This window comes from Micromonospora sp. CNZ299 (genome assembly GCF_002754415.1).
In genome coordinates this window covers 164,004-183,908 of sequence record NZ_PEFG01000001.1, presented here as the reverse complement: position 1 = coordinate 183,908, position 19,905 = coordinate 164,004, and the positions used below count along the sequence as shown (strand labels likewise).

Here is a 19,905-nt window from a genome sequence, read left to right as displayed (position 1 = left end):
CCGCGTCCCTGCGCCCTGCGGCGGCGTGGGTGAAATATCCCACGGCGTCTCGACAACCCAGCGTCACGTGGCAGACTCGCGCGCATAACCTTAGCGGCCGTTCAGTGGCCGTGCGGAGTCTCTGGGGAGGCCGGTCGTGGCGCGCGATTTCAGCACCGTTGGCGTGGTGGGGCTGGGCACCATGGGTGCCGGCATCGTCGAGGTCTTCGCCCGTAACGGCATCGACGTGGTGGCCGTCGAGATCTCCGAGCCGGCGCTGGAGCGCGGCCGGGCCACCCTCGCCGGTTCCACCGACCGTGCCGTCGCCAAGGGCAAGCTCGCCGCCGCCGACCGCGACGCCCTGCACGAGCGGGTGCACTTCGCGGTCGGGCTGGACGCGCTGCACTCCGTCGACCTGGTCATCGAGGCGGTGCCCGAGCACCTGGACCTCAAGCAGCGGATCTTCGCGGAGCTGGACCGGGTCTGCCGGCCGGAGACCATCCTCGCCACCAACACCTCCTCGTTGAGCGTCACCGAGATCTCGGTGGCCACCAGCCGGCCCAACCAGGTGATCGGCATCCACTTCTTCAACCCCGCGCCGGTGATGAAGCTGGTCGAGGTGGTCCGCACTGTCGTCACCTCGCCCGAGGTGGTCGCCGACGTCGAGGCGCTGTGCGCCCGGCTCGGCAAGGTCGACGTCACCATCAACGACCGGGCCGGTTTCATCGCCAACGCGCTGCTGTTCGGCTACCTCAACCACGCGGTCGGCATGTTCGAGGCGCACTACGCGACCCGGGAGGACATCGACGCCGCGATGAAGCTCGGCTGCGGCCTGCCGATGGGCCCGCTGGCGCTGATGGACCTGATCGGCCTGGACACCGCGTACGAGATCCTGGACACCATGTACCGGCGCGGCGGGCGGGACCGCCGGCACGCCCCGGTGCCGCTGCTCAAGCAGATGGTCACGGCGGGGCTGCTCGGCCGGAAGTCGGGTCGGGGCTTCTACACCTACGAGCGGCCCGGTTCGCCGGTGGTCGTACCGGACGAGGCGACGCCGCTGGCCACGGAGGCCGCGGTCGCCGACGGCGCGCGGGCCATCACGAAGGTCGGCGTGGTGGGCTCCGGGACGATGGCCACCGGGATCATCGAGGTCTTCGCCAAGGCCGGCTACGAGGTCGTCTCGGTGACCCGCGGCATGGAGAAGTCCGCGAAGGTCTGCGAGGCCGTGAAGACCTCGCTGAACAAGGGCGTGGTGCGGGGCAAGCTCGCCGAGGCCGACCGGGACGCCGCGCTCGGCCGGATCAGCTGGTCCGCCACGCTCGACCACCTCGCCGACGTCGACCTGGTGGTCGAGGCGGTGGTCGAGGAGCTGAGCGTCAAGAAGGCCCTCTTCGCGAGCCTCGACGAGATCTGCAAGCCGGGCGTCGTGCTGGCCACCACCACCTCCTCGCTGCCGGTCATCGACGTGGCGATGGCCACCCATCGGCCGGCCGACGTCGTGGGGCTGCACTTCTTCAACCCGGCGCCGGTCATGCCGCTGGTCGAGGTGGTCCGCACCATCCGCACCTCCCCGGAGGCCACCGCCACCGCCCGCGCGGTCTGCGCCGTCCTCGGCAAGACCGGCGTGGTCTGCGGCGACCGGTCCGGGTTCATCGTCAACGCGCTGCTCTTCCCCTACCTGAACGACGCGGTGAAGATGCTGGAGGCCAGCTACTCGACGGCCGACGACATCGACCACGCCATGAAGCTGGGCTGCGGCTACCCGATGGGCCCGTTCGAACTGCTCGACGTGGTCGGGCTGGACGTGTCGCTGGCGATCCAGCGCGAGCTGTACCTGGAGCTGCGCGAGCCGGGCTTCGCACCCGCGCCGCTGCTGGAGCACCTGGTCACCGCCGGCTACCTGGGCCGCAAGACCCGCCGCGGCTTCCGCGACCACTCGCACCGCTGACGGGGTCAACGCCGGAGGGGCCCGGCCGCGTCTGAGGGATGTGACCTTCGAGGAGTACGTCGGCAGCCGCGGCCCGGCCCTGATCCGGCTGGCGCGGCTGCTGACCGGTGACGAGCACCGGGCCGAGGACCTCACCCAGGAGGTGCTGTCCCGGGCGTACGTGCACTGGCGCAAGATCTCGCGGGCCGACCGGCCCGACGTGTACGTACGTCGGATGCTGGTCAACGCCAACAACTCCTGGTGGCGTCGCCGGTCCAACCGTGAGCTGGTCGTCGACACCTTCGCCGACCGGGCGCAGCGTGGCGACCTCGGCCGTGAGGCGGCCGACCGGGACGAGATGTGGCGCCTGATCCTCGGCCTGCCCGACCGTCAGCGGGCGGTGCTGGTGCTGCGCTTCTACGAGGACCTCGACGACGCGACGATCGCCCAGATCCTGGACTGCTCGCCGGTCACCGTCCGCACCCACGCGATGCGGGCGCTCGCCAACCTCCGGGAGCGCTGCGGTGCCCCGGCCACGAACGGGAGCCGACCGTGACAGACCTCGACGAGCGGATCGTCCAAACCCTGCGGGACCGTGCCGAGGGCGCCGTGGACGCCGACCGGCTGTTGCGGGCTTCCCACGCTCGGGGTCGCCGCCGCCAACTCCACCGCCGGGTCGCCGCAGGGACCGCGTTGTCCCTGGTCGGCGCACTCGGCATCGTGGGAGTGACCGGGACGGGCCTCGACGGGTTGACCGGCCGCCTGCCCTGGACCGCCACCACGTCGACCGGTGCCACCCCGGTGCCCCCCCGCGCCACCGGGGTGCCCGGGGCCGCCGGTGACCCGGCGCTGGTCGGCGCCGATCCGCAGGTCCTGCACTTCGGCCTCGACCCGGCCCGGGCCCGCTACCTCGGCTGGGAGGTGATCCGAGATCAGGTCGAGACGGTACGGCTCAGCGTGGCGGGCAGCGAAGAGGTACGCATCGACGTGGGCAGGTCGTCCGAGCTGAACAGCAGCGTCAACATCGACGGCACGTCGTTCGAGGTGACGGAGTTGGGACGCCCGATCTTCGACGGCGCGATCCGCCCGGTCAGCGGCATGGCCCGTGGGCTGGTCAAGTTGTGGCAGCCCGCGCCGGGCCTGTACGCCCGTGCCGTCATGCTGCACGGGGACCGTGCCGTTCTGAATCAGGCGGTCGAGGCCCTGCGCTGGAAAGAGGCCCGACGATGCGCCGGGCCGCTGCGGCTCGGTGCCCTGCCCGAAGGCGCGAAGGTCACCAACTGCGAGGTCGACATCGACTCGTACCCGAGAATGGTCACCGCCCGGTTCGGCCTCCAGCGGACCGCGATGGAGAACATGTCGGTGGAGTACCGGTACGCGAGCACGGTGGGCACCTACACCGAGGCGGATCGGACCATCGGGGGCCGACCCGCGTTGCTCTCCGCGAAGGGGACGAGGTTGGAGCTGGTAGGCATCCCCCGAACGAGGGTGATCGCCGACTTCGGCTGGCCCTGGGATGGCGAAAGACCCGCGAGCATCTTCACCGAGGCGGAGGCGACGGCCCTGCTGGCGGACGTGAAGTTCTCCGAGGACCCGACCCAGCCGCAGAGCTGGGAGTGACGTCAACCGTCGGGCGGGCTGGCCGCGAGGTCGTCCCGTCCGACGGACCGTACGCTTGGTGACTGTGAGCCCCCGTCGCAATCGCCCTCGCCGGGACGAGAACGCCAACCTGGACGCCGACCGCGTCCGGCAGGGTGTCGCCTCGGTGCAGCAGTGGACCGACGGCGCCTGGCAGGTGCGCGGCATCGGGGCGGGCGCGTCGGTCAAGACGTACCGTTGCCCCGGCTGTAACCAGGAGATCCCACCCGGGGTGGCGCACCTGGTGGCCTGGCCGGCAGACGGTCTGGGTGATCTGACCGACCGGCGGCACTGGCACAGCGGTTGCTGGCGTGCCCGGGAGCGACGCGGCCCGGCGGTGCAGCGCGGCCGGGGCGCCCCGCGCTACTGAGCGGCTGCCCGGGGCCGCCTCGCGCCACGGCTGAGCGACCTGTCCGGGGCGCCTCGCGCCACGGCTGAGCGACCTGGATCACCCTGTTACCGCCTGGGCGGGCGGTGGCGGCGACTTCGCGCCAGACTTGGGCGGTGAGCACAGCGATCCGCGCGTCGTCGATCCTGCCCGGCCGCCGGGAGGACATCGAGCTGCACACCGCCGATGGTCTGCGGCTGGTCGGCGAGTTGGCACTGCCGGCCGACCGGCCGCCGGTGGCCACCCTGGTCTGCCTGCACCCGCTGCCCACGCACGGCGGGATGATGGACAGCCACGTGTTCCGCAAGGCGGCCTGGCGGCTGCCCGCGCTGGCCGACCTGGCCGTGCTGCGGTTCAACACCCGGGGCACCAGCAGCATGCGCGGCACCAGCGAGGGTGCGTTCGACGGCGCGGTGGGGGAGCGGTACGACGTTGCCGCCGCCATCGAGTACGCGGAGTTCGCCGAGTTGCCCAACATCTGGCTCGTCGGCTGGTCGTTCGGCACCGACCTGGCGTTGAAGTACGGCTGCGACCCGGCGATCGCCGGTGCGATCCTGCTCTCCCCGCCGCTGCGCTTCTCGGCCCCGGAGGACCTGGCCACCTGGGCCGCCTCGGGGCGACCCTTGACGGCGCTGGTGCCGGAGTTCGACGACTACCTGCGCCCGGCCGAGGCTCGGGAGCGGTTCGCTGCGGTGCCGCAGGCCGAGGTGGTCGGCGTCCCGGGCGCCAAGCACCTCTGGGTGGGCGACGCGGAGACGGTGCTCGACGAGATCGTCCGGCGGGTCAACCCGGCCGTCGAGGTGCCGCTCCCGACGACCTGGGACGGCCCGATGGAGGCCGGCGACGTCAGCGCGTACGCCGACCGGACGGTGGCCTCGTTCGCGGACACGCCCGTGCCGCAGCCGGGCGACTGACGGCTCAGCGCCGCTCCTGGCGGGGCAGCACCACCTCGCGCAGGATCAGTTGCAGCGCGGCCACCGTGGGGATGGCGATCAACGCGCCCACCACGCCCAGCAGCGCCACCCCGAGCAGTGCGGCGAGCAGGGCGGCCACCTCGTTGACCTCCACCGAGCGCCGCATCACCTTCGGGTAGATCAGGTAGTTCTCCACCTGCTGGTAGATGAGGAAGAAGACCGCACAGGCGATGCCGGTGGGCAGGTCGGACGCGAAGCCGACCAGGCTCACGATCACCGCGCCCAGGGTCGCGCCGATCTGCGGGATGAGGTCGGTCACCGCGACCACCACGGCCAGCGCGAACGGGTACGGCAGGCCGACGATCAACGCGAACACGAAGGTGGTCGCGCCGGCCAGCACCGCGATGCTCAGCGCCCCGACCATGTAGGCGCCGACCTTGGCCAGGATTTCGTCGCCGATCAGCTGCACCCGCTCCCGCCGAGTGCGGGGCACCAGCGAGTAGCCCAGCGAGCGCAGCTTGTTGAAGTAGGCCAGGAAGTAGATCGTCAACACCAGCACGGTCAGCGTCCGGAACACCGTGCCGAAGATCAGTTGAGCACCGCCGAGCACCCCGCCGAGGGCCCGCCCGATGGTCTGCGCGTTGGCGGCGCCCTGCACCCGCTCCACCACGTCATACCGCTCCACCAGGTCGTTGACCGTCGGATTGCGGCGCAACTCGTCGAGCAGGCTCGGGATCTGGTCGATGAACTGCCCCGACTGGGTGACGATCGGCGGGACCAGTGCGACCACGCCACCGGAGAGCAGCAGCACCACGGTCAACGCGACCCCCGCCACCGCCAGGCCGTGCGGCACGCCCCAGCGGCGTAGTCGGACCACCGCCGGGTTGAGACCGACCGCCAGGAAGAGCGCGATCACCACCAGCACCAGGATGCCGCCGGCATTGCGAATCCCCAGATAAAGGGTGTACGCCAACAGCACGCCCAACGCGCCGGTGAAGCCGATCAGGAAGCTGCTGCGGCGCAGCGGGCGCCCCGGAGTGCCGAACTTCCCGGACGGGACGGCCGGCGGTTCGTCCGGGTCGATTCCCGGAGCGGGGACCGGCACCGGCGGTGGTGTGTCGACCGGTGCGGTTTCGGTCGACGGGGGATCGGGCGTCGCGTCCGGATCGCCAGCCGACGGGTCGTGCTGTGGCACCAGGGACCTCCCGGCTCAGGCCGTCAGACGACCGGCGGCAGCGACGGCTGTTTCTGATCATCTCTCAGCGCGTCAGCAGCGTAGCGACTTCATGGTCGCTATCGACCACAAGGCCGTCAACCTGGTGTTCCGTATGCCCGACCAGCCGCCGTCCGTGCCTCGACCCACCACCCGACATCGTCTAGCTCCCGCCGGCGCGTAGATCTTGGACACTTTCCGTTAGCACGTAACGGAAACTGTCCATGATCTGGTGGTGTGGTGGCTTCCCGGCGGTGAAAGCTGTTCGGATGCTGCCCGCCGACGACGCTGACGCAGTCGACTGGCTCGCCTTCGAGCAGGCGGGCGTGCTGACTACCGCGCAGGTGTCCGGCCTGCTCAGCGAGGGGACGGTGCGCGGGCGAATCCGCTCGGGCCGGTGGCGGTCGATCTGCCGCGGCGTCCTGCTGACCGGTAACGGTCGCATGAACCGCGACCAACAGCTCTGGGTCGCGGTGCTGGCAGCTGGACCGGGTGCGATGCTGGCGGGGGTGACCGCCGCCACCGAAGCGGGGGTACGAGGGCTGCGCCGCGAGCCACTGCACGTGCTGGTGCCGGCCGTCCGCCGTGCCGCACGGACCTCGCTGCGTCGCCTCCCGATCGACATGCCCGCAGTGCTGGTGCATCGCACGTCGGTGCTGCCGGACTCGCATCGGCAACTCGCCCGTCCACCACGAACCACGACGGCCAGAGCACTCATCGACGCGGCGGGATGGGCGGTCGGTGTGGACGAGGCGCAGGGAGTGCTGGCGGCCGGTTGTCAGCAGCGGCGGGTGCTGCCCGAGGAGTTGCAGGCGGTGCTCGACGTCCTTCCCCGAGCACCGCGCCGGCACCTGATCCAACAGACCGTCGATGACATCGCCGGCGGCGCGCAGGCGCTCTCCGAGATCGACTTCCTGCGCCTCTGTCGCCGGCATCGGCTGCCCGTCCCTGATCTTCAGGAACATCGGGTCGACGCGGCGGGCCGCAACCGCTGGCTGGACGCGTACTGGCGACAGTGGCGGGTGCAGGTCGAGATCGACGGCGCGCACCACATGGACGCCCGGCAGTGGGCGGACGACATGCGTCGGCAGAACGACGTCTGGACCAGCGGCGACCGGATCCTGCGCTTTCCGGCCTGGCTCGTCCGCGCCCGCCCCGACGAGGTCGCCGACACCGTCCGGCGGGCCCTCGTCGCAGCCGGCTGGAGCCCCACCCAATCCCAGCGCCGTCCGACGCACAAATAGATCTCGGACAGTTTCCGTCAACGGGTAACGGAAACTGTCCAAGATTTGGATGCTCGCGTGGGTCATGCGGCTGGCAACGCCGGCCGTCAGTCCTTCTCGATGGTGACCTTGCTGGGCTTGGCGCTGCGCTCGTCGGTGGTCGGCTTGCTGGGTCGCTTGCCGTTCTCACCGGTGCTGGTGATCTTGGTGGTCTTGGCGTCCCGGCCACCCACACCCGGAACGGCGGCCACGGTGGGCTCCCCGTCCACCCCGGCGCTGGCCGCGCCTCCATCGACGGTGGTCACCGGCTCGGCCACCGGTCGGGTTGTGGACTGCCCGGCACCCTCGGCCCCGGCGTTCACCGGCTGCCTGGTGTCGGCGGGCTCGGTCTTGAGGCCGGTAGCCGCACCCGACCCGGCCGGCGTGCCCGCATCGACGCCCGCCGCATCTGAGACGGTCGCCGCATCTGAGACGGTCGCCGCGTCAGGGACGGTCGCCGCGCCGGACACGGTCGCGCCGTCGTCCCCGTCGTCAGCCGCGCTCCGGCTCGCACCGTCACCGGCGGCCGGCGCGGTCGGGCCGTCGATCGGCCCCGCGACGCTCTGCAGCCGCAGCTCGGCCATCTGCCGCTGGAGCTCGTCGGACTCCTGCCGGGACTTCCACGTCTCCTGCCGAAGGTCAGCGAGCTGCTGCTGGGCCTGGGCGATCTCCAGCATCACCTGGGCGAGCTGCTGCCGGCCCGCCGCCGACTCCTGCTGGGTGGCCGCCAGGTGCTGCTGCGTGGTGGCCAGGTGCTGCTGGGTGGTGGCCGCGTACTCCTCGAACTGTCGGCGGGAGGCCGCGACATGCTCGTCGGCCTGGCGGCGCTTGTTGCCGGCCTCGGTCTCGGCCTGGCGCAGCAGCTCGGCGGCCTCCGCCTCGGACCGCTGGCGCAGCGCCGCCGCGTCCTGCTCGGCAGCCTGCCGGATCCCGGCCGCGCCCTGCTCGATCTCGTTCTTGCGGGCCGTGTATTCGGTCTCCAGCTCGTTCTTGCGGCCGGAGTATTCGGCATCCAGCTCGTCGCGGCGAGCGGTGAAAGCCGTCTCCATCTCCTGCTGGCGGCTCGTGAACCCGGTCTCCAGCTCCTGCTGGCGGGACTTGTGCTGCTTTTCCAGCTCGTCGCGGCGCTTGGCGTACTCCTGCTCGGCCGTGGCCCGCCGCTGCGCCAGCTCCCGGTCGGCCGCCTCCCGCCGGGAGTTGACCTCCTGCTCCACCCCGGCCCGCCACGCGCCCAGCTCCTGCTGGGTCTGCGCCCGGGCGTGCTTGACGTACTCCTCGGTCTCGGCGCGCATCCGCTGCACGTACGCCTCGGTCTCGGCGCGGTTGCGCTTCGCCGACTCGGAGGCCTGCGTGGTCAGCCGTTCCGCCTCCTGCTGGGCCTTGGCGCGGGTGGCACGGCCAGCCATCGACGCATCGTCGATGATCTGCTTGGCCTCCTGCTGCGCCTTGGCGTGGGTGGCACGGCCGGCCTCGGTCGCGGCGTCGGTGAGCCGCTTGGCCTCCTGGAGGGCCTTGGCGTGCACCTCCTTGGCCGCCTCGCGCAGGTCGCTGGCCTCCTGCCGGGCATTGACCAGTGCCTCACGAGCCGACTCGCGCAGCTTGGTCGACTCCTGCTGGGCCCGGGCGTGGATCTCCTTGGCGGAGTCGCGCAGCTGGGTGGCCTCCTGCTGGGCCTTCGCCAGCGCGTCCTGCGCCGCCTTACGCAGCTGCGCCGACTCGTCCTTGGCAGCCCGCAGGGTCGCGTCCGCCTCGGCCCGCTTGGCGGTGCTGTGCCGCTCCTCCTCCGCGCGGCGCGCGGCGAGGGCGATCTCGAAGTCCTTCAGAGCCCGCGAGGCCTGCTCGCGGGCCTCCTCGACGATGTGCTCGGCGGCGTTGCGGCGGGCCTCGATCTCCCCGTTCGCATCGGCAAGGATCTGCTCGGCCTGCTCCTCCGCGAGAGTGAGGATCGACTCGACCCGCGGACCGAGGTGCCGGAACGAGGCGCGGTCCACCACGTTCATCTGCTTGCGCACCTGAGTCAGGTCGCGTTGCAGCACCTCGACCTGGCCGGCGAGCTTGTGGATCTGTGTGTACGCCTGTTCCCGTTCGGAGGCGAGGGTCGCGATCTCGTGCTCGGCACGCGCGACATACCGGTCGACCTGTTTCTTCTCGTACCCCCGCAGAGCGGACTCGAAGCTGGGCTCCGTCGTCACGTCCCCGCCGAGAGCGAACAGTTCCTCGCCGTGCGACATGCCCCCATCCTCACACGCAACGGGCCCTGCTGGGGCGATACGGACGGGCCTTGTGCGAGCTACTTCACTCCGTTGCGAGCGGGAGATTCCACGAACTGGGAAACGCATACGGCGCGAGGTGGAACCGGTCACCCGGTGTCACCTCGCGCCGTTCGATGCCCCGACCTGACGGCCTCGCGTCAGCCAGCGGACTCCGCGGGGACCCGGTCCTGACCGCCCTCGGTCTTCTTGGCCTCCGGCTTGGCCGCGGGAGCGGCAGCGGCCGGCATGCCCGGAACGATGCCGGCGAGCCCGGAAAGCATCTGGCCCAGCTGCGACGTGACCGCGTCCTTCTGCCGGGTGAGGTCATCGACCTCGCGGCGGGCGGCCTGCGTGGTCAGCTCCGCCTCGGTGCGGGCCTCGGTGAGCAGGCGCTGCGACTCGGCCTTGGCCTCGTTGAGCGTCTTCTCGGAGTGCGCCTTGGCCTTGTCGACCGTCTCGGCGGCGTTGCGCTCCGACTCGACCCGCCGGGCCTCGGCGCGCTGCTCGATCTCCTTGGCACGCTCCTGCGCGGCCCGGGCACGCTGCTCGGCCTCGCTGACCAGCTTCTGGGTCTGCGCGACCTGGGCGGCGTGGCGCTCGGACTCCTCGCGCTCGGCCTTCTCCCGCCGCTCGGCGAGCTGGAGCTCCAGGGCCTGAAGGTCCTTGTCGCGCTTGTCCCGCGCGTCGGTCAGCAGCTTGGTCGCCTCGGCGCGCTTCTCCTCAGCCTCGCGGGCGGCCTTGGCCCGCTGCTGGGTGATTTCGCGCTCGGCGGTGGCGCGGAGGGTGGCCACCTCCCGCTCGACTGTCGACTTCAGCTCGGCCACCTCGTGCGCGGTGACGGTGCGAAGCTGCTTGGTCTCGCGGTCGGCGTCGGCGCGCAGCGTGTCGGCCTCGCGACGGGCCTGCACCCGGACCTCGGCGGCCTCGCGCTCGGCGGCCGTACGCAGGTTGCCGGCCTCGCGCTCGGCGCTGGCCTTCATGGCCGCGGCCTCGGCACGTGCCTTGTCGGTGATCTCGCGAGCCTCGAGGCGGGCGGCGGAGAGGATGCCCTCCGACTCGCGCTTGGCCTCGTTGCGGTGGTCGTTGGCCTGCTCCTCGGCGAGCCGGAGGATCTGCTCGACCCGGGTGCCGAGCCCGGAGAGGGTGGGCCGACTGTTCTCTTCGAGCTGCTTGTTCGTGTCGGTGAGCTTCTGCTCCAGCGCGCTCATGCGCTGCTCGGCCTGGCGGAGCCGACGCTGGGCGTCGTTCATCCGCTGCTCGGCCTCGGCACGGGCCTGCTCGGACTGGGTCAGCGCGGCGGTCATCCGGCCGAGGAAGTCGTCGACCTGGTGAGTGTTGTATCCGCGTAGGCCTACGGTGAAATCTGGCTGCGAGTTCGCGTTATCGAAGAACGCGAGAGGGGAGGACTGCTGCTGGGGCATTGGGACATACTGGCAGACGCCCCAGGGTGCTTCGCAAGAGCGGTGCGGAGCTTTCATGCCCTCTTTACATGGTCAACTTCCGCGATCGGCGGAGCCGGACCAATCGGCGATCTTGGCAGGTCCCGGGCGGGACGGGCGCCATGCCGCGTGATCCGGAAAAGGGCCCCGGGGTTACCCCGAGGCCCTTTGTTCGATCCGGACAACCGCACGCTAATCGGGTTGGAAGAACAATGGCCGATCACCGCATTGGCCATCCACCGCTCATCCGTCCGGCTGGTGTCCAGGTCAGTGCCCCGAACCGGCGTGCGCCGGTCAGTGCCCGCCAGAACCGGCCGTGCGCCGGTCAGTGCCCCCGGATCCGGCCGTGCGCCGGTCAGTGCCCCCGGAACCGGTTGATCGCGTCCTCGTGCTGGGCCCGCAACTCCCCGTCGCGTACGCCGAGGCCGTCGGTCGGTGCCAGGCAGCGCACCCCGACCTTGCCCTGGTGGGCGTTGCGGTGCACCTCGTACGCGGCCTGACCGGTCTGTTCCAGCGGGTAGGTGCGGGACACCGTCGGGTGCACCCTGCCCAGCGCGACCAGGCGGTTGGCCTGCCACGCCTCGTGGTAGTTGGCGAAGTGGCTGCCGACGATCCGCTTGAGGTGCATCCACAGGTAGCGGTTGTCGTACTGGTGCTGGAAACCGCTGGTGGACGCGCAGGTGACGATGGTGCCACCGCGCCGGGCCACGTAGACGCTGGCGCCGAAGGTCTCCCGACCTGGGTGCTCGAAGACGATGTCCGGGTCCTCGCCGCCGGTCAGCTCGCGGATCCGCTCGCCCAGGCGCTTCCACTCGTCCGGGTCCTGGGTCTCCTCGTCCTTCCAGAACCGGAAGCCCTCCGCGGCCCGGTCGATGACCAGGTCCGCGCCCATCCGGCGGCACAGCTCGGCCTTCTCCGGCGAGGAGACGACGCAGACCGGGATCGCACCGCCGTTGAGGGCCATCTGGGTGGCGTACCCGCCGAGGCCACCGGAGGCGCCCCAGATCAGCACCACGTCGCCCTGCTTCATGTTGGCGCCGTGGTGCGAGACGAGCTGCCGGTACGCGGTGGAGTTGACCAGCCCCGGGCTGGCCGCCTCCTCCCAGCTCAGGTGTCGCGGCTTCGGCATCAGCTGGTTGGCCTTGACCACCGCCATCTCGGCCAGCCCGCCGAAGTTGGTCTCGAAGCCCCAGATCCGCTGCTGCGGGTCGAGCATGGTGTCGTCGTGCCCGGCCGCGTCCTCCAACTCGACGGAGAGGCAGTGCGCGACCACCTCGTCGCCGGGTGCCCACCGGGTCACCCCGGGGCCGGTGCGCAGCACCACGCCGGCCGCGTCCGAGCCGACCACGTGGTACGGCAGGTCGTGCCGGCGGGTCAGCTCGGAGAGCCGGCCGTAGCGCTGGAGGAACTTGAAGGTGGACACCGGCTCGAAGATGCTGGTCCACACGGTGTTGTAGTTGATCGCGCTGGCCATCACCGCGATCAGTGCCTCGCCCGGCGCCAGCTCCGGCGTCGGCACCTCCTGCACGTGCAGCGCCTTGCGCGGGTCCTTGTCCCGGGTGGCCATGCCGTCGAACATCCGGGACTCCTCGGCGCGGACCACCACACCCCGGTAGCTCTCCGGTACGGGCAGCCCGGCGACGCCGGCGAGCTCGCGGTCCGGGTCGTTCGATTCCTCCGCCGCCATGATCGCTTCGAGGATGTCCTGCACGGTGACCTCCGGTTCGTCCGCACCCGAATGGGCCGGGGTGCTGCCATCGTCGGCGCCGGTGGGGCACGACCACCATGTCGGCATTCGACACATCCGACCCCGGTCGCGCTCCTGTGTGGCGGACGTTACTGAACGGTAGCTAAAGCCGGAAGTCCTGTGTGAAAAACTGCATCCGCCGATGCGTGAAGCTGCCCGGCCACCCCGCCAACCGAGCACTGACGTGCGCCCGGCCGCAACCGAGCCCCCAACCGCCCCGGCCCACCCGCCCACAAGCGCACGCCCCGTTGATCAAGAGCCTTCGGTCACCTGCGAGCCGCAGGATGACGCAAACCTCTTGATCAACGGGGCGTGGGGGGCAGGGGGAGGTGGGGGCAGGGGTAGGGGGTCAGTGGGGGGCGGGGGCGGGTTCTACCAGTTCCACCAGGACGCCGCCGGCGTCCTTCGGGTGTACGAAGTTGATGCGGCTGTTCGCGGTGCCGCGTCTCGGGGTCTCGAAGAGCAGCCGCATTCCCCGCTCGCGCAGTGCCGCGCAGGCCTTGTCGATGTCAGCCACGGTGTACGCGACCTGCTGCACGCCCGGCCCGTTGCGGTCCAGGAACTTGGCGATCGTCGACTCCGGCGTCAGCGGGGCGAGCAACTGCACGCAGCCGCCCTCGGTGGTCGGACCGACGGACAGCATCGCTTCCCGCACGCCCTGCTCGGCGTTGGTCTCGACGTGTACGCAGCGCATCCCGAACGTCCGCTGGTAGAAGTCGATCGCGGCGTCCAGATCGGCGACCGCGATCCCGACGTGGTCAATCTTGCGAAGCCCGATGTCCGTGACGTAGTCCTCACCGGGCTCGGCGGGGGAGTTCTCAGTCATGGCGTTAGTCTGGCCGAACAAGCGTTAAGGCGTACAGCTCGGCACCCCCCTCGAACAGCTCGGCACCCCCTTCGGAGGCAGGCATGGCTTCGGTGATCATCAGCGGCGCGCGGACCCCGATGGGGCGGCTGCTGGGCAACCTCAAGGACCTTCCGGCCACGAAGCTCGGCGGTATCGCCATCAAGGCGGCGCTGGAGCGGGCCGGCGTCAGCCCGGACCAGGTCCAGTACGTGATCATGGGGCAGGTGCTCCAGGCCGGCGCCGGTCAGATCCCCGCGCGGCAAGCGGCGGTCGAGGCTGGCGTGCCGATGTCGGTGCCAGCGCTGACCATCAACAAGGTCTGCCTCTCCGGCCTGGACGCGATCGCCCTGGCCGACCAGCTGATCCGTGCCGGCGAGTTCGACATCGTGGTGGCCGGCGGCATGGAGTCGATGACCAACGCCCCGCACCTGCTGATGGGCCAGCGCACCGGCTACAAGTACGGCGACGTGGTGGTCAAGGACCACATGGCACACGACGGGCTCAGCGACGCCTGGGACTGCTGCTCGATGGGTGAGTCGACCGAGCGCCTCGGCACCAGGCACGGCATCACCCGCGAAGAGCAGGACGCCTTCGCCGCCGCCAGCCACCAGCGGGCCGCCGCCGCGCAGAAGAACGGCCACTTCGCCGACGAGATCGCCCCGGTGGTGATCCCGCAGCGCAAGGGTGACCCGCTGGTCATCAGCGAGGACGAGGGCATCCGCCCGAACACCACCGTCGAGTCGTTGGCCAAGCTGCGCCCCGCCTTCGCCAAGGACGGCACCATCACCGCCGGCAGCTCGTCGCCGATCTCCGACGGCGCCGCCGCCGCGCTCGTGATGAGCAAGGCCAAGGCCATCGAGCTGGGGCTGACCTGGCTGGCCGAGATTGGTGCGCACGGCAACGTGGCGGGCCCGGACAACTCCCTGCACTCGCAGCCGTCCAACGCGATCAACCACGCCCTGAAGAAGGGTGGCCTGAGCGTCGCGGACCTGGACCTCATCGAGATCAACGAGGCGTTCGCCCAGGTCGGCGTGCAGTCCACTCGGGACCTCGGCATCAGCCCGGACAAGGTCAACGTCAACGGCGGCGCGATCGCGCTGGGGCACCCGATCGGCATGTCCGGCGCGCGTCTCGTCCTCACCCTCGCCCTGGAGCTGAAGCGACGCGGTGGCGGCACCGGCGCGGCGGCCCTCTGCGGCGGCGGTGGCCAGGGCGATGCGCTGATCATCCACGTGCCGGGAAGCGCAGCGGCGGACCGGTGAGCGCGAGGAGCGAGCCGGTTCTGCGAACCCCGCAGTCGCGAACGAAGACGGCACTGTGAGCGAGGCGGCCGAGCAGGTCCCGGCAGCGGGCAGCACGTCGGTGCGCCGCAGTCGGGACGTACCGCAGCTGGTCGAGCGGGCCCGCGCGGGCGACCCCCGCGCGGTGGCCCGGTTGATCACATTGGTGGAGAACGGCGACCCGCTGCTGCCGGCGGTCGCCGCGGCGCTGGCGCCGTACGCCGGGCAGGCCCAGGTGGTCGGGTTGACCGGCTCACCCGGGGTGGGCAAGTCGACCACCACGAACGAGCTGGTCCGCTCACTGCGCGCACGCGGGCACCGGGTCGGCGTGCTGGCGGTGGACCCGTCCAGCCCGTTCACCGGCGGCGCGATCCTCGGCGACCGCGTGCGGATGCAGGACCACGCCACCGACCCGGGCGTCTACATCCGGTCCATGTCCAGCCGGGGGCATCTCGGCGGGTTGTCCGCGGCGACGCCGCAGGCGGTCCGGGTGCTGGAGGGCGCCGGCTGCGACGTGGTGCTGGTGGAGACCGTCGGCGTCGGGCAGGCCGAGGTCGAGGTGGCGTCGCTGGCCGACACCACGCTGGTGCTGCTCGCACCCGGGATGGGCGACGCGATCCAGGCGGTCAAGGCCGGCATCCTGGAGATCGCCGACGTCTTCGTGGTCAACAAGGCCGACCGCGACGGCGTCGACGCCACCGTCCGCGACATCCAGGGCATGATCGCCCTCGGTGAGCGCGGCCCCGGGCAGTGGCGGCCGCAGGTGGTCCGCGCGGTCGCCTCGCGGGGCGAGGGCATCGACGACATCGCCGCCGCCATCGACAAGCACCGGGGCTGGCTGGTCGAGCACGGCGAGCTGCGCCGCCGCCAGGAGGCGCGGGCCGCCGCCGAGGTCGAGGCCATCGCGCTCGGCATCCTCCGGGCCCGGATCGGCTCCCTACGCGACGGTACGGAGCTGGCCACGCTCGCCGCGAAGGTGGCCGAGGGCGGCCTCGATCCGTACGCGGCTGCGGACACTCTGCTCGCCCAACTCGCCCGCTGACCGTCCACGCGGGACGCCTCCGCGCCACCACGCCCTTGTAGGCTCGCACCGCCCTACGGCGGTGGGGCCCGGTCGGTGAGCCGGCGCGGCGGCATGAGATGCAGGGGGAGTGGCACATGGACCACGAGGCGACGCAGGAGATGGGCGCGATGCCCTCGGTGGCCGGCGGGACGACGCAGGTCTCCGACGAGGTGGTCGAGAAGATCGCCGTCGCGGCGGCCCGAGCGGTGCCCGGTGTGGCCGAGCTGGGTGGGGACGTCGCCCGGTTCTTCAACTCCGTCCTCGACCGGGTCGGGCTGGACCAGGTGGGTGACGCCCGGCGGGGCTGCTCGGCCCACGTGACCGGAGATGCCGCCGTGGTCAACCTGGTGCTCGTGATCCAGGCCGGGCAGCCAGTTCCGGAGATCACCAGCCAGGTGCGGGCCCGGGTCACCGAGGCGGTCGAGGCGTACGGGCTGCGGGTCGACGAGGTCAACATCCGGGTCGACGACGTGGCGATGGGCGCACCCTCGGCTCCGACGGTCTGACCTGAGCGCGCTCCGGTGGTGCCCTAAGCTCCTGACGTCAAGATCCTCAGTAGAGGGTCCACCGGAATTGGAGTAAAGATGCCGAAGATTCTGCGTCGTCCGCGCCGCCGTACCCTCATTGCTGCTGCCGCCCTGGCCGGCGGCATCGTGCTGGGCACCGCGTCGCCCGCTCTCGCGGACTACAACAGCCCGATGTACCCGACGATGTCGGCGTGCAAGGCGGCCCGCCCGACGTACGTCTCGTCGTGGACGTCGCCCCAGCAGTGCTGGCCGATGTACAACAACAGCGGCACCAAGGTGGTTGGTTACCAGTTCCTCGTGAAGACCCGTTACTGAGATCAGTCTCGTGACCTCGGGTGGCGGTGGGCAGCAGGTGCCCGTCGTCGGGGAATGACGGACGTCCGTCGTGCCACCGGGGTCCCTCGTGCCGGTGCGGCGGTGGCAACGGCCACCGCCGCACCGAAACCGGGCGAGAGTTGGACGCCGGCGATCCACGCACTCGGCCTGCCGCCGCTCCGGAGTCGGCCCAGCGCACGTTACCCGTCGGTACGACGTGACTTAGCGATCGTTCAGGTGAGGGCCTTACACTCGACGTGCTGTCGAGGAACCGAGGAGGAGCCCTGCTCATGGACGCCGACGAGATCGACGCCGGACGCGCGCGCTGGCAGGCCCGCTACGACGCCGCGCGCAAGCGGGACGCCGACTTCACCACGCTTTCCGGCATGCCGGTGGAACCGGTCTACGGGCCGCCGGAGGGCGCCACCTATCCCGGCTTCGAACGGATCGGCTGGCCGGGCGAATATCCGTACACCCGGGGTCTGTATCCGACCGGATACCGCGGACGGACCTGGACGATCCGGCAGTTCGCCGGCTTCGGCAACGCCCAGCAGACCAACGAGCGTTACAAGATGATCCTCGGCGCCGGCGGGGGAGGCCTCTCGGTCGCGTTCGACATGCCGACGCTGATGGGCCGCGACTCGGACGACCCACAGGCGCTCGGCGAGGTCGGCCACTGCGGCGTCGCCATCGACACCGCCACCGACATGCAGGCGCTCTTCGACGGCATCGACCTGGCCGACGTCACCACCTCGATGACCATCTCCGGCCCGGCCGTGCCGGTGTTCTGCATGTACCTGGTCGCCGCCGAGCGGCAGGGCGCCGACCTGTCCAAGCTGGACGGCACACTGCAGACCGACATCTTCAAGGAGTACATCGCGCAGAAGGAGTGGCTCTTCGACCCGGAGCCGCACCTGCGCCTGATCGGCGACCTGATGGAATACTGCGCCGCCGAGATCCCGCGCTACAAGCCGCTGTCGGTCTCCGGTTACCACATCCGTGAGGCCGGCTCGACCGCCGCGCAGGAGCTGGCGTACACCCTGGCCGACGGTTTCGGCTACGTGGAGCTGGGTCTCTCGCGCGGGCTGGACGTGAACGTCTTCGCGCCCGGGCTGAGCTTCTTCTTCGACTCGCACCTCGACTTCTTCGAGGAGATCGCCAAGTTCCGGGCCGCCCGCCGGATCTGGGCCCGCTGGCTGCGCGACGTCTACGGCGCGACCAGCGAGAAGGCCCTCTGGCTGCGATTCCACACGCAGACCGCCGGTGTGTCGCTGACCGCGCAGCAGCCGGTCAACAACGTCGTACGCACCGCCGTCGAGGCCCTCGCGGCGGTGCTCGGCGGCACCAACTCGTTGCACACCAACGCGCTGGACGAGACCCTGGCGCTGCCCACCGACGAGTCCGCCGAGATCGCCCTGCGTACGCAGCAGGTGCTGATGGAGGAGACCGGTGTGGTCAACGTGGCCGACCCGCTCGGCGGCTCCTGGTACGTCGAGGCACTGACCGACAAGATCGAGGCCGAGGCGGAGGAGATCTTCGCCCGGATCCGGCAGCTCGGCGGGGACGGGCCGCACCAGATCGGCCCGATGACCTCGGGCATCCTGCGCGGCATCGAGGACGGCTGGTTCACCGGTCACATCGCCGAGTCGGCCTTCGTCTACCAGCAGGCCCTCGAAAAGGGCGACAAGAAGATCGTCGGGGTCAACTGCCACACCGGCACGGTCGCCAAGGAGCTGGAGATCCTGCGCATCTCGCACGAGGTGGAGCTGGAGCAGCGCCGGGTGCTCGCCGAGCGCAAGGGCGCCCGGGACGAGTCGGCGGTCCGTGCGGCGGTGGCCCGGATGGTCGACGCCAGCCGCACCGACGAGAACATGATCCCCGCCATGCTCGACGCGGTCCGCGCCGAAGCGACCCTGGGGGAGATCTGCGACGCGCTCCGCGCCGAATGGGGCACCTACCGCGAACCCGCCCGCTTCTGACCCATACCACCACCCCCGTCGATCACGCATCCGCTGCCCGCTTCCGGGCGGCAGAAATGGCCGATCGCCGGGGGTGGGGGTGGGGCGTGAGAGTTGCAACGTCGGGGTTGCGGGTGAGCTGAGATCGGGGGCTCACGTGCGAGACTAGGTAACCATGAGCGACCCACGGATCACCTCGTCGATCTTCACCCGCGGCGCGGTCGACCTCAGCACGCTGCGTGGCCCCGCACCAGCAAGTCCCCGCCCCGGCACGCCCCCGCAGGGCGGCCCGTCCAACGGCGCCCCGGGCGCGCCCACCGCAGGCGGTAACACCGCCATCGTGGACGTCACCGAGGCGACAATCCAGTCCGACGTGCTCGAACGGTCGATGGCCATGCCCGTCGTCGTGTTCTTCGGCGCCGCCGGCTTCCCGGAGAGCGACGAGTTCGCCCCGGTGCTGGAACGGCTGAACGCCGAGGGCGACGGCACCTGGGTGCTGGCACGGGTCGACGTGCAGGAAAACCCGCGAATCGCCCAGATGTTCCGGGTCCAGGGCATTCCCATGGTCTACGCGGTCGTCGGCGGGCAGCCCGTCGACGCCTTCTCCGGGGTCGTGCCCGAGGCGCAGCTTCGGCAGTGGCTCCAGGCCGTCCTCAAGGCCGGCGGCGTGGCCGTGACCGAGCCGGAGGACCCCCGCCTCGACGAGGCGGACGACGCGCTGATGAGCGGGGATCTGGACGCCGCCGAGCAGGCGTACAAGAAGATCCTGGCCGACGCGCCCGCGGACGCTGCGGCCACCGCAGGGCTGGCCCAGGTCGGGGTGGCCCGCCGGGTGGCCGGCGCAGACCCCACCACCGCCATGGCCGCCGCCGAGAGCGCCCCCGACGACGTGGCCGCCCAGCTGCTGGCCGCCGACATCGAGGTGCTCAGCGGCCTGGCCGAGCAGGCGTACGCCCGGCTCGTTGGTCTGGTCCGGCGCACCGCCGGGGAGGACCGCGAGACCGTCCGCCAGCACCTGGTCTCGCTCTTCTCCATCGCCGGCCCGGACGACCCGGCGGTCGCCTCGGCACGCCGGGCTCTGGCCAGCGCCCTGTTCTGAGTTCGTAGCACGCCAGCGCGGGCCGGCGTTCCGGCCGGCCCGCCCGACCACCGAGGA

General features: G+C 71.1%; 17 protein-coding genes. 12 read left to right on the top strand and 5 right to left on the bottom strand.

What is annotated here, in order from left to right; all coding sequences use genetic code 11:
* The first annotated feature begins 136 nt into the window (after positions 1-136).
* The 5 genes from CLT68_RS00900 to CLT68_RS00880 all read left to right on the top strand — a co-directional run bounded on the left by CLT68_RS00900 (position 137) and on the right by CLT68_RS00880 (position 4,846).
* A complete protein-coding gene (locus tag CLT68_RS00900; RefSeq protein WP_099848162.1) occupies positions 137-1,927 on the top strand; it encodes a 3-hydroxybutyryl-CoA dehydrogenase in 1,791 nt (596 codons plus the stop codon).
* Between the two features lie 40 nt (positions 1,928-1,967).
* Entirely contained in the window at positions 1,968-2,462 is a 495-nt protein-coding gene (locus CLT68_RS00895; protein WP_099848160.1) for a SigE family RNA polymerase sigma factor, read from the top strand.
* A complete protein-coding gene (locus CLT68_RS00890) occupies positions 2,459-3,526 on the top strand; it encodes a hypothetical protein (protein WP_099848158.1) in 1,068 nt (355 codons plus the stop codon). The genes CLT68_RS00895 and CLT68_RS00890 overlap by 4 nt, the downstream gene beginning before the upstream one ends.
* Positions 3,527-3,590: 64 nt before the next feature.
* A complete protein-coding gene (locus CLT68_RS00885) occupies positions 3,591-3,914 on the top strand; it encodes a hypothetical protein (protein ID WP_307847214.1) in 324 nt (107 codons plus the stop codon).
* Between the two features lie 134 nt (positions 3,915-4,048).
* Complete coding sequence (locus tag CLT68_RS00880; protein WP_099848156.1) at positions 4,049-4,846, top strand: alpha/beta hydrolase; 798 nt, start codon at positions 4,049-4,051, stop codon at positions 4,844-4,846.
* Between the two features lie 4 nt (positions 4,847-4,850).
* On the opposite strand, the gene CLT68_RS00875 is transcribed toward CLT68_RS00880, so the two are convergent.
* Positions 4,851-6,041 (bottom strand): AI-2E family transporter, encoded by a 1,191-nt coding sequence (locus CLT68_RS00875; RefSeq protein ID WP_486482044.1) that lies wholly within the window; start codon positions 6,039-6,041, stop codon positions 4,851-4,853.
* Between the two features lie 287 nt (positions 6,042-6,328).
* Here CLT68_RS00875 and CLT68_RS00870 point away from each other — a divergent pair, with 287 nt between their 5' ends.
* Positions 6,329-7,303: a hypothetical protein gene (locus CLT68_RS00870; protein ID WP_099848154.1), complete on the top strand. Its 975-nt coding sequence runs from the start codon at positions 6,329-6,331 to the stop codon at positions 7,301-7,303.
* An 86-nt stretch (positions 7,304-7,389) separates the two neighbouring features.
* Here the strand turns inward: CLT68_RS00870 and CLT68_RS00865 are convergent, their stop codons facing one another.
* The 4 genes from CLT68_RS00865 to mce form a co-directional block, all read right to left on the bottom strand.
* Entirely contained in the window at positions 7,390-9,552 is a 2,163-nt protein-coding gene (locus CLT68_RS00865; protein ID WP_099848152.1) for a hypothetical protein, read from the bottom strand.
* 179 nt (positions 9,553-9,731) lie between these two features.
* Positions 9,732-10,994 (bottom strand): DivIVA domain-containing protein, encoded by a 1,263-nt coding sequence (locus CLT68_RS00860; RefSeq protein ID WP_088949886.1) that lies wholly within the window; start codon positions 10,992-10,994, stop codon positions 9,732-9,734.
* 373 nt (positions 10,995-11,367) lie between these two features.
* Positions 11,368-12,723, bottom strand: coding sequence for a crotonyl-CoA carboxylase/reductase (ccrA, locus tag CLT68_RS00855; RefSeq protein WP_088951981.1), 1,356 nt, complete (start codon positions 12,721-12,723; stop codon positions 11,368-11,370).
* Between the two features lie 385 nt (positions 12,724-13,108).
* Positions 13,109-13,585, bottom strand: coding sequence for a methylmalonyl-CoA epimerase (mce, locus tag CLT68_RS00850; RefSeq protein WP_099848150.1), 477 nt, complete (start codon positions 13,583-13,585; stop codon positions 13,109-13,111).
* A gap of 83 nt (positions 13,586-13,668) precedes the next feature.
* On the opposite strand from mce, the gene CLT68_RS00845 reads away from it, so the two are divergent.
* From CLT68_RS00845 to CLT68_RS00820, 6 genes are all read left to right on the top strand, one after another.
* Positions 13,669-14,868 carry an acetyl-CoA C-acetyltransferase gene (locus CLT68_RS00845; RefSeq protein ID WP_099848148.1) on the top strand — a complete coding sequence of 400 codons (1,200 nt, stop codon included), beginning with the start codon at positions 13,669-13,671 and terminating at the stop codon, positions 14,866-14,868.
* A gap of 55 nt (positions 14,869-14,923) precedes the next feature.
* Positions 14,924-15,928, top strand: coding sequence for a methylmalonyl Co-A mutase-associated GTPase MeaB (gene meaB / locus CLT68_RS00840; RefSeq protein WP_088949883.1), 1,005 nt, complete (start codon positions 14,924-14,926; stop codon positions 15,926-15,928).
* A gap of 116 nt (positions 15,929-16,044) precedes the next feature.
* Positions 16,045-16,455 carry an Asp23/Gls24 family envelope stress response protein gene (locus CLT68_RS00835; RefSeq protein WP_099848147.1) on the top strand — a complete coding sequence of 137 codons (411 nt, stop codon included), beginning with the start codon at positions 16,045-16,047 and terminating at the stop codon, positions 16,453-16,455.
* A 78-nt stretch (positions 16,456-16,533) separates the two neighbouring features.
* Positions 16,534-16,791, top strand: coding sequence for a hypothetical protein (locus CLT68_RS00830; protein WP_099848145.1), 258 nt, complete (start codon positions 16,534-16,536; stop codon positions 16,789-16,791).
* A 290-nt stretch (positions 16,792-17,081) separates the two neighbouring features.
* On the top strand, positions 17,082-18,770 hold the full coding sequence (gene icmA / locus CLT68_RS00825) for a coenzyme B12-dependent isobutyryl-CoA mutase large subunit (protein WP_088949878.1): 1,689 nt from the start codon (positions 17,082-17,084) through the stop codon (positions 18,768-18,770).
* Positions 18,771-18,924: 154 nt separating this feature from the next.
* Positions 18,925-19,848 carry a tetratricopeptide repeat protein gene (locus CLT68_RS00820; RefSeq protein WP_099848143.1) on the top strand — a complete coding sequence of 308 codons (924 nt, stop codon included), beginning with the start codon at positions 18,925-18,927 and terminating at the stop codon, positions 19,846-19,848.
* The last annotated feature ends 57 nt before the right edge of the window (positions 19,849-19,905 follow it).